The sequence below is a fragment of the Ruegeria sp. CG11 genome (assembly GCF_056537245.1).
The window spans coordinates 1-15,117 of record NZ_JBQFRE010000015.1 but is presented as its reverse complement, the minus strand read 5'-3'; the positions used below and the strand labels follow the sequence as shown (position 1 = coordinate 15,117).

Here is a 15,117-nt window from a genome sequence, read left to right as displayed (position 1 = left end):
TTACTTGGCGCGCAGATCCGCGTCCGCCTGATCCAGGAACCAGGCATAGGTTTCGCGAATCCCGTCTTCGAGCCCGACACGCGCGCGCCAGCCCATATCAGCCAGGCGAGACACATCCATCAGCTTGCGCATAGTGCCGTCCGGTTTACTGACATCCTGCGTGATCTTGCCGGTGAACCCGGTGGTTTTCGCCACCAAGGCTGCCAGTTCCGCGATCGAGACGTCCTCACCACAGCCGACGTTGATATGGCTCAACATCGGCTGGGTGTTCGCCTCGTAAACGTCGCGCGGCAGGTCGAGCACAAACAGAGACGCCTCGGCCATATCGTCAACATGGAGGAATTCGCGGCGGGGCTTGCCGGTGCCCCAGATCACCACCTCATCCAACCCATCCCGCTGCGCCTCGTGGAAGCGACGGATCAGGGCAGGCAGCACATGGCTGTTTTCCGGGTGGAAATTGTCACCCGGCCCATAGAGGTTGGTCGGCATGACCGAGCGGTAATCGACACCGTGCTGCCGGTTGTAGCTTTCACACAGTTTGATCCCGGCGATCTTGGCCACCGCATAGGGCTCGTTGGTCGGCTCAAGCACACCGGTCAGCAACGCATCTTCGCGCATCGGCTGCGGTACAGCGCGTGGGTAGATGCAGGAACTTCCCAGCTGCAGCAGATGCTTCACCCCGGCGGCAAAGGCCTGATGGATCACGTTACATTCGATCATCAGGTTGTCGTAGATAAAATCCGCCGGAAACGTGTTGTTGGCGTGAATACCGCCCACCTTGGCCGCGGCCAGGATCACGACATCCGGGCGTTCCGCCTGCATGAAGTCGCGCACGGCGGCCTGATCGGTCAGGTCCAGCTCGGAATGGGTGCGGGTGATCAGCTCAAGCGCTTCGCCTGCGGCCCTACGATCCTGCAAACGGCGCAGGATTGCGCCACCAACCATGCCGCGGTGGCCTGCTACGTAGATCTTGCGCATGGCGCCCTCCTCAGCCGTTTTCCAGACTTACCGGCAACTCATAGCCATGCTCTTTCAACAGCGCATGACGTTTCGCGGTCTTGAGGTCCTCGACAACCATCTCGGCGCACATTTCCTGAACGGTCAGCTCGGGCTCCCAGCCCAGCTTGGTCTTGGCATTCGACGGATCGCCCAGCAGCGTTTCCACCTCGGCCGGGCGGAAATATTGCGGGTCGATGCGCATGATCACGTCGCCCGGCTTCAGGGCCGGTGCGTTGTCGCCCTCGATCGATTTGACCGTTGCAATCTCATCCACGCCCTCGCCCGTGAACTCCAGCGTGATGCCCAACTCAGCCGCCGACCATTCGATGAACTGACGGACCGAGTACTGAACGCCGGTCGCGATCACGAAATCTTCGGGGTTGTCCTGTTGCAGCATCAGCCATTGCATCCGCACATAGTCTTTCGCGTGGCCCCAATCGCGCAGGCTGTCGATGTTGCCCATATACAGGCAGTTTTCCAGACCTTGCGCGATATTCGCCAGACCGCGGGTGATCTTGCGGGTCACGAAGGTTTCGCCACGACGCGGGCTCTCGTGGTTGAACAGGATGCCGTTGCAGGCATACATGCCATAAGCCTCACGGTAGTTCACCGTGATCCAGTAGGAATACAGCTTGGCCACCGCATAGGGCGAGCGCGGGTGGAACGGCGTCGTCTCGCGCTGCGGGATTTCCTGCACCAGACCATACAGCTCCGAGGTCGAGGCCTGGTAGAACCGTGTTTTCTTCTCGAGCCCAAGGAACCGGATCGCTTCAAGCAGGCGCAGCGTGCCGATAGCATCGACATCGGCAGTATATTCCGGAGATTCAAAACTGACCGCGACATGGGACTGCGCGCCGAGGTTGTAAACCTCGTCCGGCTGCACTTCCTGAATGATTCGCGTCAGGTTCGACGTGTCGCTGAGGTCACCGTAATGCAGGTGCAGTTTCGGGTTGGGAACATGCGGGTCCTGATAGATATGGTCGATCCGCTGCGTGTTGAACGAGGACGCGCGGCGCTTAATCCCATGAACTTCATAGCCTTTTTCCAGCAAGAATTCGGCCAGATAGGACCCGTCCTGTCCGGTAATACCGGTAATCAACGCCTTTTTTGTCATCGTTTTTTCCCACGGAATACTGTGTGCATCTTTGACGCCTCAGAAACAGCAAGAAGTCGCGGAATGCAACCCAAGGCGGGAAATCGCTGCGAAAACCGGCGGCAGGTTCCTGCCTGCACGCCGGTCAGGGAAATCGAATGATAACAGAGGTTTTGCGACAGGCGGCGAAGCCAGCGCCTAACACTGTCTGCTGTGGTCAGCCTACCCGTACAATGGAACCGCGCTTTTGGCCCCATCCGCCAGCGCTTTGCTCTGATCCCTGCGCACCTGTTCGTAAAGGGCCAACGCCCGCTCCGAGAACAGGTTGCTTGGCGGCTCGACATGCACGAAGTTGGACTGCCCGTCCTGTCCACGCGCCAACATGGCATAGTCACGATCCGCAACCAGCTGCTTTGCGTTGGGGTTCAGATACCGGATGGCCAGACCGATCCTGCGATCCTCGGACCGGTTCGGACCCGAGCCGTGAATTGTCAGCCCGTGGTGCAAGGACATCTGCCCCGGCGCCAGTTCGATATGGGTCTTGTCCTCCTCGGCCACATCGACAGCAACCTCCTGACCGCGCGACAGCAGGTTGGTTTCGGAATAGGTATCGTTATGCGGCAGGATCGGGTTCTTGTGGCTGCCCTGCACAAAATCCATGCAGCCGCTTGCGACCGTGGCAGGGGACAGCGCAATCCAGGCGGTGACCTGATCCGGCGTTTCACCCATACCCCAATAAGTCAGGTCCTGATGCATACCCACGGTGTGATCGGTATGTGCCTCTTTGATAAAAAACTCGGCCGACCAGACCATGATATCCGGGCCCAGAACGCCCTCAACCGCGTCCAACACCCTGGGGTCCAGCGCGATCCGGGCCGCCAGCGGTATCACCAGATGCGCGTTTACACGCTTGTAGGTGTTCAGCGGCAGGGGCAAATCCGCAGCCAGCCAATCCTGTTCAAGCTGTTCCAGCTCAGCGCGAATCTCAGCGGTTTCCTGGGCTGAGAAAACCGTCAGCGGAAAAAGAAACCCGTCTTCCCAATACTGTGCGGATTGGGCTGCAGTCAGCGCGGTTTCAGACTTTGGGGCGGTTTGCGGCATGTCGTACCTCTTGGATGCGTGTCGCCGAAGGATAGGGCACAAACCAATCGGGCCAGCGCGCAACCTCTTGCCCGTGAGGATAAGTTCAGCTTAGCCTTTGTTCATGTCGTCCCGCATCCCCTCTCTTAATTGGCTGCGCGTGTTCGAGGCCGCGGCCCGCACCGAAAGCTTTGCCCGCGCTGCCACTCAGTTGAACATGTCGGCAGCAGCCGTCAGCCAACAGGTCAAGGCGTTGGAGACACGGCTGGGCACGCCGTTGTTTCACCGCCACGCCCATGCGGTGACCCTGACCGAGGCGGGACGGGCCTATCTGCCATCGGTTCAGCAATCTCTGCTGATGCTGGAAACCGCCACTACAGGGCTATTTGGCGAAACCCGGGCACAGCGGTTATTTGTACAGTCCGTCCTGTTGTTCGCGCATGGCGTCATTGCCGGTGGCTTGTCGGATTTTCAAACAGCGCATCCTCAGATCAACCTGTCCCTGACCACTGGAAATCTGGTGTCGGACTTTGCCAACCAGTTCACCGATTTGCAGATCGTCTTCGGCAACCCGGCGCTCTACGGGGCTGACAGCGACAGGCTTTTGCATGAAACCCTGTACCCGATGGCCCCGCCCGAGATTGCAGCGCAGATCCAAAGCCCGCAGGACCTGTTTCAGTTCCCGCTGATCGAGGTCTCGACCCATCGCGCAAGCTGGCTGCACCTGTTCGAAACCCTGCGTCTGCCCGCCGGTCAGGCTCGGTTTTTCTTTGCAGACAATTCACTGATGGCGGCCGAGCTTTCGGCCAGCGGCGGTGGCATTGCGCTGGCCCGCGCGCCTGCCTCGGATCGTATCATGCAACTGTCCGGCCTTGTCCCCTGCCTGCCGGACATTCAGGTTGCCGGGCAGGAGGCCTATCATCTGGTCTATCCGTCGCGCGCCGCATTGCGCCCACCTGCGCGTGCGTTTCGCGACTGGCTGCTGGATTACAGCGCCGCAGTCCAGACGCGGTAACGCCCCTGCCCCGTCACCTCACGGATCAGGCCGCGTCGGGAAAATCGGTCAATATTGCGCTGCACCGCCGCGCGTGAGGCTTTGGTCAGTTCTTCGGCCAGCGGCGCCGAAACCATGGGCCATGCGGTCAGAACATCAATCAACAGGGGTGGTGTCCGCCCGCTAAGCCCGCTGGTGGCCTCGCGCGCGCGCTGGTCCCAGGCACTGACCCGGTCCAGATGCATCAACGCGGCCAACGCCGCCTGCCCTGCCCCCCGAACCCAAGCCGAGAGCTTTTCGTCCACCTCCCCTGCCCCGCGCAACGCGCCCGGGCCTGACAGGGCCAGCGGCATGAACATCGCCCCACCCCGCCCCATGGTGGCCGCATGACGGGCCGCGATGATTGCGGCCTCGGTATCCTGACCAATGCCTTGCGACAGCGCGCGCCAGGCGTGAAAGGCCATTGCGGCCTGCGTGACCGGGTGCAAACCTTCCGAGTTGCGCATCACTTCGGCCAGATCGGCCACCGCCTCGGGGATGTCTTCGATCCCCTGCGCCATCCGGTCCAGAAACGCGGTCAGTCCGGTCTCCCACCCGCCCTCTGCGGGGCCGGGACCGGCAGTTAGCCGCCGCACCGCCCAACCTGCGCGGAACAGCGCCTGAACGTCGTCTCCGGTTGCACCGATGCGCAGACCCGTCCACAGCGCCAGTCGATCCACACTGATCCGGTCGCCGGTCCACCAGCCCAGATCGGACACATCCATCAGAGCCAACCGATGGGTCCACCCATCGGGCCCTGCGCGCAATCGTTCGTCCAACGCACCGAAGATCGCAGCGAGATCGGCCAGTTCATAGGACAGCTCGGCCTGTGCCGCGCGCCAATCCCGCGGATCGAACAACAATCGGCGATCCACCTTGGGACCGGGGATCAAATAATCCTCGACCGCCTCTTCATCCTCGGGCGGCAGAAACCACAGATCGTCATCTTCGGGCGGGTCCGCGTCATAGATACTGGGAGGACCAACCGCGTCGGCGTCCTCATCCGGATCAGGTATGACAGGTTTTGTCGTCATATCCGGTATATTTCGGGGAATTGCCGCAGTTCACAAGGCGTTTTTGCGCCACGCGCCCTCAGCCCGGGAAACTTGTGGTCAGGATGTCCAGCTGCCCGGCCAGATCGGTCTGATCCTTGGCGCCGATCAGCATGTATCCATACCCATCCTGCGCCCAGGTTGCCGTGGCCAACCCGCTGAGAACCGCCTCTTTCAGTTCCCTTGTCGGCGCGCCTTCGCCCTGCCGGATCACACAAAAGGCAAAAGGCTGACCCTGTTCGTCGGCAAACACGACCTGAACCAGCGGCTTGCCCTTGAAGGACAGGATCTGCGCGCGTTTCAGTTCTCCGCCCGGCAGCGCCTCAAGCGCCGCGCGGTTCAGCGACCGCCCCAGCTGTTCCTCGGCCAAAGCAAACTGCGCGTCCAGCGTGTGGGAAGAGCTATCAAGCGACGCGATCGTGTCCGGCGTATAGAGCGACTGATAAATTGCCGCCTGCGCGGCCCAGCCCAAAGGTTTCGGACGCATAGCCCAGTAGGTAGCGGATACGGCCACAACCGCGACCGAGGCCGCAACCGCCAACAATCGCAACCCGCCGCTTGCAGGCCGGACGGGTGCAACAGGCGCGTGCTCGGGCAGATCCACCGAAGGCGTTTCGGCGGGGACACGCTCGAACACCGCCTGCATCACAGGCGCAAACGGGTCCAGCACCATCAGGCGCTGTTCCAGCTCGGGGTCGGCCTCAACCGCGCTCTCGATGGCGCGGGCTTCGGCCTCGTCCAGTTTGCCTTCCAGATACGCTATCAGCGTCTCGTCGGAAAACTTCATTTGCCACTCCGTCGAACGGCGTCTGCCGCCTCATGCTGCATCACGGTTTTCAGTTTCTGCCGGGCGTTGGACAGCCGGCTCATGATCGTTCCAATCGGCACCTCCAGTAAAGCCGCAGCCTCGCGGTAGCTATAGCCCTCGACGAACACAAGCATGACCGTCTCGCGCTGCGCTTCCGGAAGTTGCATCACTTGAGTAAACACTTCAGCGGCGAAAATATTCGTTTCCGCGTCTGGCCCGGCGGCAATCAGTTCCGCTTCGGGCGTGACCGACAGCGCCTGCGCCTTGCGGACCGAGCGGGCCCGCACCTCGTTCAGCCAGATCGAGCGGCAGATTGTGATCAGCCAACTGTCCAGCCGCTCAAAGGACGTCACCTGATGATGGCGTTCCAGCGCGCGCAGACAAGTGGATTGCAACAGGTCGTCGGCCACGTCCGAGGCACCGGACAGCGCCAGCCCGAACCGCCAGACACGTTTCGAGTGCATCTGGATCGCGCCGCGCACGGCCTGTTCCGAGCTTGTTTCACCACTCATCGAATAAATCGCGACCTGTGTGTGTTTGTCATTCACGGACCGGGCCCGCGGGCTCAGATTTGACATAACCCGAGGAGGAAGGAAATGAAACTTCTGTTGAAGGCAGTCACGATAGCGTCGGCAATTGTTGCAACCCCGGTGCTTGCCGAAAGCTGGACTCTGGCGCCTGATGGCTCGCATCTGGCCTATGGCACGGTCAAAAAAGACGCCGTGGGCGAGGTCAATTCTTTCACCGGCCTCAGCGGTCACGTCAGCCCGGATGGCAGGGCCGAGATCAAGATTGACCTGTCTTCGGTCGAAACCAATATCGATACCCGAAACGAACGCATGATCGAGCACGTATTCCGCAAGGCGGGAACCGCGTCCCTGACCGCACAGTTCAATATGAACAAAGTATCGGGCTTGGACGTCGGTGAAACCACGACCGTCGACGCCGAAGCTGTTCTGTCTTTGGTTGGCACGGATGTTGCGTTTGATGCCGAGATATTTGTGGCCTGTCTATCCGAAACCTCGGTTATGGTATCGACCAATGACATGGTGTTCCTCAGCACCGAAGACGCAGGCGTGAATGCGGGGGTGGACAAGCTGATGGAACTGGCCGGCCTACCAGGCATCACCCGGACGGTTCCCGTAACCGCACGTCTGGTTTTCGACATGGACGACAAAAAGGCCGAGGCAACACCCGCTGCCCCTGTCACCGTTGCGGCAGTTACAGGCGAGGTCAAAGCCGGCAAGAAAGTGTTCCGCAAGTGCAGCGCCTGCCACAAGCTGCAGCAGAATCGCCACTCTGTCGGCCCGTCGTTGCACGGCATCATCGGTGCCACCGCTGGTCAGGCAGACGGGTTCCGGTATTCGGGCCTGCTTCAGGACTCTGGCGTCGTCTGGACCCCGGATACCCTGACCGCCTTCCTGGCCGATCCCAAGGCCACCGTTCCGGGCAACAAGATGCAGTTTCGAGGCCTGAATGAAGACGAGGATATCTTCAACGTCATCGCCTATCTGCAGGCCGAAGCACAGGGCTGATCGGCCTACGGTTCATTTTCGCCCAAGCGACCGCCTTCCCCTTTTCCTCACAGGCGCTGCTGGCTAAGAAGGTCCTCCAGACATTATCAGGAGGCCCCCTTGGACCGCATCGCCCGCACCATCGCCACCGAGATCAACGCCCGCCCCGAACAGGTGGGGGCAGCGGTGAAACTGCTGGACGAAGGGGCCACCGTCCCCTTCGTCGCCCGCTACCGGAAAGAGGTGACCGGCGGGCTGGACGATACCCAACTGCGGACCCTGTCCGACCGGCTGACCTATTTGCGAGAGCTTGAGGCCCGGCGCGAGACTATTCTGGGTTCGATCAAAGATCAGGGCAAGCTGACCGACGATCTGGCCAAGTCCATCGCGCAAGCCGATACCAAGGCGCAGCTGGAAGACATCTACCTGCCCTACAAACCCAAGCGCCGCACCAAGGCGATGATCGCGCGGGAAAACGGGCTCGAGCCATTGGCCGATGCCATTCTGGCCGACCGGTCCTCAGATCCCGAAGTTCTGGCGCAGGGCTACGTGACCGAGGCGGTCCCGACCACCAAAGACGCCCTGAACGGCGCGCGGGACATTATCACCGAGAGGCTGACGGAAAACGCCACCCTTTTGGGCGAGCTGCGTGATTTCATGCAGCGCGAGGCCCTGCTGACCTCAAAAGTGATCGATGGCAAGGAACAGGAAGGCGCGAAGTTCAGCGACTATTTCGGCCACACTGAGCTTTGGGCCAAAACTCCGTCGCACCGCGCGCTGGCGATGCTACGTGCCTCGAAAGAGGGAATCGTGACGCTGGATATCGCGCCCGAACCCGAAGCAGGCGCGGCCCGCGCTGAATCCATGGTCGCGGCCCATCTACATACGCGCGGAGATGGCCCCGCTGATATGTGGCTGCGCAAAGTGGCTGGGTGGACCTGGCGGGTGAAACTGTCCTTGTCGATGATGGTCGAGCTGATGGCGGATCTGCGCAGCCGAGCGCAGGACGAAGCTATTCAGGTTTTCTCCCGCAATCTCAAGGACTTGCTATTTTCCGCACCGGCCGGAGCGCGGGCAACCTTGGGTCTGGACCCCGGTATCCGCACCGGCGTCAAAGCGGCCGTTGTCGACGCCACCGGGAAGGTGGTCGCAACGGATACGCTCTACCCGTTTCAGCCCAAGAACGATCTGCGGGGCGCGCAGGCGGCCATTCTGAACTTGGTTGCCACCAACAAGATCGAGCTGATCGCCATCGGCAACGGCACCGCCAGCCGCGAAACTGAGAAAATGGTTGCCGACGCGCTGAAGCTGTTGCCCAAAACCGCTAAGACCCCAACAAAGGTGGTGGTGTCCGAAGCGGGCGCCTCGGTCTATTCCGCCTCGGAACTGGCCGCGCGCGAGTTTCCCGATCTCGACGTTTCCTTGCGCGGTGCCGTGTCCATCGCCCGACGGCTACAGGACCCTCTGGCCGAACTGGTCAAGATCGAACCTAAATCGATTGGCGTCGGCCAGTATCAACATGACGTGGATCAGCACCGCCTGTCACAATCCCTTGCCTCGGTGATCGAGGACGTGGTGAACGCGGTGGGCGTCGATCTGAACACGGCCTCGGCCCCCCTGCTCTCTCACGTCTCTGGCCTGGGCCCCGGGCTGGCCGAAGCGATTGTGCTGCACCGCGACCTGAACGGCGCGTTTCAATCACGCAAAGAGTTGCTGAAAGTGGCACGTCTTGGCCCCCGTGCTTATGAGCAATGTGCGGGCTTTTTGCGCATACGCGACGGCTCGGAACCTTTGGACGCGTCGTCGGTTCACCCCGAAGCCTATGACGTGGCGCGCCGGGTTGTATCCGCTTGCGGACGCGACATCCGGCAGATCATGGGCCATTGCGGCGCTTTGAAAGGACTGCGAGCTGAGCAATTCGTCAACGACACGTTCGGCCTGCCGACCGTTCGGGATATCTTTGCCGAATTGGAAAAACCCGGCCGCGATCCAAGACCGAGTTTTGTTACCGCCTCGTTCACCGATGGCGTCGAAGAGATCACCGATCTCAAACCGGGTATGGTGCTGGAAGGTACTGTCACCAATGTCGCCGCCTTTGGAGCCTTCGTTGATATCGGCGTGCATCAGGACGGGCTGGTGCATGTCAGCCAACTGGCGGACCGGTTCGTCAAGGACCCGCATGAGGTGGTCAAAACCGGCCAGGTTGTCAAAGTCACAGTGGTCGAAGTGGATGTTCCCCGCAAACGGATCGGCCTGACGATGCGCAAGGATGGCGGTGCCTCAGCGCGCGAGGATCGGGCCAACCGTGAGCCGAAAAAGAGCTTTGGCCACTCAAAGGCCAAAGGAACACAACGCGCAAAATCTGACGATAATGCACACAACAGCGCATTCGCGGATGCACTCAAGTCGGCGATGAAAGACCGTTGATGTTCTAAGGGGCCGCTTACGGCCCCTTCTTCCGATGCTTAGGTAAATGCGTCGGGCTCAAGTTCTTCCCAGAAATCGAAGATGGCGTTGGCGTTCAGACCCGAGCGCCAGCTATGAGTGCGGAAATGCTCTCGGTCCAGATCATTGTCGAGCCCTGCCAGAAACAGCCGTTTATCTGCATCCCTTTGTGTGGGGTTTCGCCGCGAAACCAGCTCTTCGACGATTAACAGTTTACGCGAACGCTCGGCCCGTTCCGCAGCGCGCACGGCATAGGCCTGATCCTCGAGCGCCTTTTCGGCCTCGCGCACGCGCGCAGCCTCAACGGCTTCGGGACTGGGTTCAACCGGTGCTTCTTTTTCCGGCGGCTGGTAGTCGTCCCGCAAAGCCGCGGACAAATAGCCGACCGTAGATTTCACGTCACCCTGTCCGCTGACATAGTCCAGCTTCTGCTGCACGTAGTCCTCGCCATGTTCAGCGATCCATTGACGTGCCAGCCGATCCGACACCCCCTGTTTGCGCAGCGTCTTGTAGACCTGCAGGTTGCGAACGCCATCACTGTCATCGATTTCGAACATCGCCTTTTGTGGGTTTCCCTTGATCAGAAACCGGATATCGGTGACCGTCCGCCCCTTTTTCTGAAACTCTGGCTCGATCAGAATGTCTGAGCTCTTGTTTACTTCGGCAACGGCTGGCTTGATGATCTTCGCGTTCAGGTGTTTGAAGCTGCTGTAGTAGTCGCTGCCATCCACCCCCATAAGCTTGCGGAACACATCCAGCGCCCACCATCCGGTCGAACCCGTCCGAACGAAGCGATAGCAATTCTCATAAAGCGCCAGACCATGACCCGAACTGAAGTTCCTTTGGATCTGGACGTTGATCAGCGCATAGATTTTTGGATCATAGAGTTTCTGAGCCAGAGCCGGAGAATAAGCGTACTCGCAAATCCCGTTCTTCAGTTTGGCAAAACTGAGCAGCGAGGAAACTCCCCATTCCTGCCGGCCCTGTTCGTCCAGCATGTCCCACTCAGCGACGGTTTCGGCCAGCGCCCGCAAGCTGGCGCGTAGCGTGTCGAAATCGTTGGAATTGTAGCCAACCATCATCGCAAGGGTTCGTGCGTCAATTGTGTGCGTCGGCGCAGAGGTCAAAGCGTCATAGGCATTCAGCAACAGGACATTGGACAGCTTGCGCTGCAGCAGTGTCAGCTTGCCGCTGATGTGAATCGCGGCGACGTTTTTCTTGACCGTCTCTCGGCGCAAAGCGCCGGAAAGCTGGTCCATATCCAATTGTGTATCCGGCATGATTCTGCCTGGCTGCTCGCTTTCGGTATATCTGACATGAAAAGTACCTACGGATCAAATCAATTTGGGTACCCAAATACAGGAATGAGAGAATCCCGTAACCGGGTACCTTAAGTGAGATCTCTCAAAATTATCCACAGAACTGATACCCGCAAGCGTTCTAAATGGACTCCGCCCGCGAAGCCGCGCTGCCGAGAAGCCCGGATTTAGGGTCTAAACTGGCTGAAAATTCAATGCCCTGCGAATCGGCTCCCTTCTTCCCGGAATCCGGAACCTTTCGTCCTGCATATGGGGACCTTTGATACTGTAATCGGGTACCTTTGATCCTGTTTTCAGGTACCTTTGTTGGCATTACATCTTGTTTTAAATGGTTTTTTTTGCCGCAAAGATTCTAAACTATCTAAAAATAATAAACTCTTTGTTGGTCATTGTGCTCCTTTTTCCTTGAGTTTCGTGGCGAAACCGAGTGCCTTAACCATATTCTGTGGAAAACCCGCGTTCAAAGGATAGCGTCAACGTAAAATGTTCGCTATGGTGGGCAATATACGCCGGTAAGGCGAACATTATCCGAGGCATCGACAGTGAATAAATCTACCCAACCTCCTCTGCCGCCCTATTTGAACTTGGACCCCGAGCTTGCAGCGGAAAAGCTGCCCGATCCTATCGGCACCTCTCGATTCGCAAAAGCGGCTACATTCTGTGCCAAGGGGCGCGAAGACTTGGCCCGCCGGGGATACGCCCCGGATGGAGAGAAAAGACTGCGCCGTTTTTCAATTTGGGAAATCACCAAATATTTGATTCCGGTGGCACCGGCCCATCTGCGCCGGGTTTTAAAGGCCAACCCGGACCTGCCACAAGGAGAAGGCGAGGCCGGTTCGAAATGGTTCACGCTCGAGGAAGTGCTCATACTCAGGAAGCACTTCGCCGCCGAAGGCGTCAGCACCAAGGAATATTTGCCGTACCGGCCGGAAGGGTTGCCCGCCAAAGTCGTAGCAGTTGCCAATTTCAAAGGCGGTGTCGGCAAAACCTCGACCGCCGCGCATCTGGCCATGTCTGCCGCATTGGACGGGTATAAAGTACTGGTCATCGATCTGGACAGTCAGGGGTCGATGACCTCAATTCTGGGCGGGAATGTTGCAGATGAATGGCAAACGGTGTTTCCCCTGATTGCGAAGGATTATGCACGTGCCGTACAGGAGGAAAACAGGGTCAGGGATGCAGCGGGCCAGCCTGAAATTCCCCTGGATGAAACCCTGCAGGAGGCGCTAAACACCCTGCCCCGTGATGTAATTCAAAAAACGCACTGGCCTAACATCGATCTGATTGGCGCCCAGCTGAACCTTTATTGGGCCGAATTTCAGATCCCGGTCTGGCGCATGGGTCTGCGCAGTTGGCCGCTGTGGGACGGATTGACCAATTTCCTGCATGACGAGGGCGTTCTGAGCGATTACGACATCGTGTTCCTCGATACGCCTCCTGCACTTGGGTACCTAACGATTAATGCGTTGGCCGCCGCCGACATTCTGCTGGTTCCCTTGGGCGCGTCGTTTCTTGAATTTGACTCGACAGGGCGGTTTTTCGACATGCTCTACACGACTTTTGCAAGCATTGAGGACGGCGAGAACGCGGCTCAAAGAGCGGCGGGTTTGCCCGAGCTCAAGTTTGAGTGGGATGTAGTCCGGGCAATCATCACCCGGTTTGACGCCAGTCAACAGACGGATATGGCCAACGTGATCCAGGCCTATTTCGGGGATTTCATGAACGCGTACCGGCAAGATTATACGGCGTTGGTCGGGCAGGCCGGTGAGCAGGTCAACGGCATCTATGAAGCCGACTACAGGGATTTCAACCGAGACACATACGTGAGGGGCCGGGAAACATTTGACCGCACCTATGCCGAATTCAAGCAGGTTCTGATTGGATGCTGGTGGCGCGATGCACAGATGGGAGGAGAAGCAGATGGCTAAACGCAGAAGATTGACCGCTCCGAATACCGAGGAACTGGAACAACTTGAGGCCGGTTTCGCGGCGAAACCCTCAATCAGCCCGTTTGAGACCAAGTCGTCGACGCCTCCGATTGCTCAGGTCGCGGCAGAAGCTGCGACTTTGAATGGCATGACCGCCGTCACGGATCGGCTTGCACTGGCGCAGGACCAGGGGGATGCCGCCCGGTGGCGCGATGCTCAGGATGCGGGATTGGTGGCGGAGCGGTTGCCGCTGGATCAGATTGATGCGGACTACATTCGCCGCGACCGGATGGTCGAAGACGAAGAGGCCATGGCAGAACTGCTCGAGTCTCTGCGTGTCCACGGTCTGCGTACTCCAGTCGAGGTGACACGGGATGGGGATGGCTACGGGCTGATCTCGGGGTTCCGACGTTTAAATGCCTTTCGGCGCCTTGCTGAAACAGATTCGCGTTTTGCTGATATTCCTGCCTTCATCCGCGAGGCGGGGTCCGGGCAGGGCGCCTATGTGTCCATGGTCGAAGAAAATGAGCTTCGGGCGAATATCAGCCCTTATGAACGCGGTCGCATTGCGGCGCTGGCTGCGGGGCAGGGGGTGTTCGAATCGACCGAAGCCGCCGTCGATGTCCTGTTTGCCGCGGCGTCCAAGGCAAAACGATCCAAGGTTCGCAGCTTTGCAATGGTGCATGAAGCGTTGGGTGACCTGTTGCAACATCCCGTTGCTTTGTCCGAGAAGTCCGGCTTGAAACTGGCCTCGGCATTGCGGGACGGCGCGCAGACCAAACTGCGACAGGCGCTTGCTGGGGTAGGGGAGTTGGATCCGAAATCGGAATGGGCCCTGCTGGAAGCTGCCTTGAAGACATCGCCCACGCCTGCAAAGGAAAAGGCACGCGGGGGACGTCCACAGCAGGTTCAGCGGCTTTCGCCCGTCGCTCTGTCCGGGGGTGGCAATATTGTGGCCGAGGTTTCTGCCGGGGAAATGCGTATTCGCATTCGGGGGAAAGATGTCTCTTCCGAAGATGCACAGGTCATCCTAGGGCAGCTTGCTGAATACCTTGGAGAGTTTCGCAGCGAAACCTGATCCTGAACCAAATCACCCAGTGAATTTATGGGCTTACTTGTGATGAGCAAAAAGGCTAGATTTTGCACACCATATCAGTTTTGTTGTGTTTTCTATTGGTGACTGCGTAGATGGAGTGGTCGTGTCGCAAACGTTGGGTCGAAGTTGACGAAATCGCGTGCCCTAGTGCTTGTTGCTTTCAAATCAATCGCGAGCGGGTTTCAGAATGGTTTCTTTGAAAGGCTGCCACTTCCCCAAGGATGTGGTCTTGTACGCTGTATTTTTCTATTTGCGCCACACTGTTTCCTATCGCGACCTTGAGGAAATCATGGCTGAACGGGGCGTATCGGTCGACCACGCCACATTGAATGGATGGGTTGTGAAGTATTCACCGATGATCGCAGCGCGCGCGCAATCGAAAAAGCGCCCAACACAGAAATCTTGGAGAATGGACGAGACTTACATCCGTGTGCGCGGCAATTGGGTGTATCTCTACCGGGCTGTCGATAAAGCAGGGAACACCCTTGATTTTATGCTGTCTGAGCGAAGGAACGGTCCCGCAGCAACCAGGTTCTTTGCCAAAGCGCTGTCATCAAACGGAATCCCAGACAAAATCGTCATCGATAAGAGCGGAGCTAATGCAACCGGTATTCGAGAAGTGAACAGAATCCTGAAGCGATTTGGTTGCCCGGCTAAAGGGTTTTGTTGCAAAGATTTGAGCCCGTTGAGTTGTTTCAGCAACCGCTTGTGCGTCAGGTGGCGAGCTCAGCGAACTGCTGAAATGGGCAG

13 protein-coding genes are annotated in these 15,117 nt (G+C 58.8%); 6 read left to right on the top strand and 7 right to left on the bottom strand.

Translation table 11 applies throughout. The features are described from left to right. The 3 genes from fcl to ACR0KW_RS19820 all read right to left on the bottom strand — a co-directional run bounded on the left by fcl (position 1) and on the right by ACR0KW_RS19820 (position 3,193). Positions 1-978, bottom strand: coding sequence for a GDP-L-fucose synthase (gene fcl / locus ACR0KW_RS19830; protein ID WP_480806531.1), 978 nt, complete (start codon positions 976-978; stop codon positions 1-3). 10 nt (positions 979-988) lie between these two features. Next, positions 989-2,113 carry a GDP-mannose 4,6-dehydratase gene (gene gmd / locus ACR0KW_RS19825; RefSeq protein WP_480806530.1) on the bottom strand — a complete coding sequence of 375 codons (1,125 nt, stop codon included), beginning with the start codon at positions 2,111-2,113 and terminating at the stop codon, positions 989-991. 201 nt (positions 2,114-2,314) lie between these two features. Then, positions 2,315-3,193, bottom strand: coding sequence for a phytanoyl-CoA dioxygenase family protein (locus tag ACR0KW_RS19820; RefSeq protein ID WP_480806529.1), 879 nt, complete (start codon positions 3,191-3,193; stop codon positions 2,315-2,317). A gap of 103 nt (positions 3,194-3,296) precedes the next feature. Between ACR0KW_RS19820 and ACR0KW_RS19815 the strand changes: the two genes are divergently transcribed. Further along, positions 3,297-4,187 carry a LysR family transcriptional regulator gene (locus ACR0KW_RS19815; RefSeq protein WP_480806528.1) on the top strand — a complete coding sequence of 297 codons (891 nt, stop codon included), beginning with the start codon at positions 3,297-3,299 and terminating at the stop codon, positions 4,185-4,187. On the opposite strand, the gene ACR0KW_RS19810 is transcribed toward ACR0KW_RS19815, so the two are convergent. The 3 genes from ACR0KW_RS19810 to ACR0KW_RS19800 are packed head-to-tail and all read right to left on the bottom strand — an operon-like array spanning position 4,160 to position 6,613. Continuing rightward, positions 4,160-5,239: a helix-turn-helix domain-containing protein gene (locus tag ACR0KW_RS19810; protein ID WP_480806527.1), complete on the bottom strand. Its 1,080-nt coding sequence runs from the start codon at positions 5,237-5,239 to the stop codon at positions 4,160-4,162. The two genes, ACR0KW_RS19815 and ACR0KW_RS19810, sit on opposite strands and share 28 nt — an antisense overlap. Before the next feature lie 58 nt (positions 5,240-5,297). Then, complete coding sequence (locus ACR0KW_RS19805) at positions 5,298-6,044, bottom strand: anti-sigma factor (protein WP_480806526.1); 747 nt, start codon at positions 6,042-6,044, stop codon at positions 5,298-5,300. Next, complete coding sequence (locus ACR0KW_RS19800; protein WP_480806525.1) at positions 6,041-6,613, bottom strand: RNA polymerase sigma factor; 573 nt, start codon at positions 6,611-6,613, stop codon at positions 6,041-6,043. Before ACR0KW_RS19800 ends, ACR0KW_RS19805 begins: the two co-directional genes overlap by 4 nt. 48 nt (positions 6,614-6,661) lie before the next feature. Here ACR0KW_RS19800 and ACR0KW_RS19795 point away from each other — a divergent pair, with 48 nt between their 5' ends. Then, positions 6,662-7,600 carry a c-type cytochrome gene (locus ACR0KW_RS19795; RefSeq protein WP_480806524.1) on the top strand — a complete coding sequence of 313 codons (939 nt, stop codon included), beginning with the start codon at positions 6,662-6,664 and terminating at the stop codon, positions 7,598-7,600. A gap of 99 nt (positions 7,601-7,699) precedes the next feature. Continuing rightward, positions 7,700-10,006, top strand: a complete 2,307-nt coding sequence (locus ACR0KW_RS19790; protein WP_480806523.1) for a Tex family protein — start codon at positions 7,700-7,702, stop codon at positions 10,004-10,006. Between the two features lie 38 nt (positions 10,007-10,044). Here the strand turns inward: ACR0KW_RS19790 and ACR0KW_RS19785 are convergent, their stop codons facing one another. Beyond that, the gene (locus tag ACR0KW_RS19785) at positions 10,045-11,304 is read right to left on the bottom strand and encodes a replication initiation protein (protein WP_480806522.1); all 1,260 of its coding nucleotides are present in this window, start codon (positions 11,302-11,304) and stop codon (positions 10,045-10,047) included. A 581-nt stretch (positions 11,305-11,885) separates the two neighbouring features. Here ACR0KW_RS19785 and ACR0KW_RS19780 point away from each other — a divergent pair. The 3 genes from ACR0KW_RS19780 to ACR0KW_RS19770 all read left to right on the top strand — a co-directional run. Next, positions 11,886-13,271 (top strand): AAA family ATPase, encoded by a 1,386-nt coding sequence (locus tag ACR0KW_RS19780; protein ID WP_480806521.1) that lies wholly within the window; start codon positions 11,886-11,888, stop codon positions 13,269-13,271. After that, positions 13,264-14,349, top strand: a complete 1,086-nt coding sequence (locus tag ACR0KW_RS19775; RefSeq protein WP_480806520.1) for a ParB/RepB/Spo0J family partition protein — start codon at positions 13,264-13,266, stop codon at positions 14,347-14,349. The genes ACR0KW_RS19780 and ACR0KW_RS19775 overlap by 8 nt, the downstream gene beginning before the upstream one ends. Before the next feature lie 205 nt (positions 14,350-14,554). Next, the coding region (locus tag ACR0KW_RS19770; protein ID WP_480806519.1) for an IS6 family transposase at positions 14,555-15,117 on the top strand (563 nt) is incomplete at its 3' end.

Bases quoted from the DNA above. Each gene is read 5' to 3' on its own strand.
- ACR0KW_RS19795 (WP_480806524.1), top strand. From the start codon at position 6,662: ATGAAACTTCTGTTGAAGGCAGTCACGATAGCGTCGGCAATTGTTGCA.
- ACR0KW_RS19810 (WP_480806527.1), bottom strand. From the start codon at position 5,239: ATGACGACAAAACCTGTCATACCTGATCCGGATGAGGACGCCGACGCG.
- ACR0KW_RS19785 (WP_480806522.1), bottom strand. From the start codon at position 11,304: ATGCCGGATACACAATTGGATATGGACCAGCTTTCCGGCGCTTTGCGC.
- fcl (WP_480806531.1), bottom strand. From the start codon at position 978: ATGCGCAAGATCTACGTAGCAGGCCACCGCGGCATGGTTGGTGGCGCA.
- ACR0KW_RS19805 (WP_480806526.1), bottom strand. From the start codon at position 6,044: ATGAAGTTTTCCGACGAGACGCTGATAGCGTATCTGGAAGGCAAACTG.
- ACR0KW_RS19775 (WP_480806520.1), top strand. From the start codon at position 13,264: ATGGCTAAACGCAGAAGATTGACCGCTCCGAATACCGAGGAACTGGAA.
- ACR0KW_RS19815 (WP_480806528.1), top strand. From the start codon at position 3,297: ATGTCGTCCCGCATCCCCTCTCTTAATTGGCTGCGCGTGTTCGAGGCC.
- gmd (WP_480806530.1), bottom strand. From the start codon at position 2,113: ATGACAAAAAAGGCGTTGATTACCGGTATTACCGGACAGGACGGGTCC.
- ACR0KW_RS19820 (WP_480806529.1), bottom strand. From the start codon at position 3,193: ATGCCGCAAACCGCCCCAAAGTCTGAAACCGCGCTGACTGCAGCCCAA.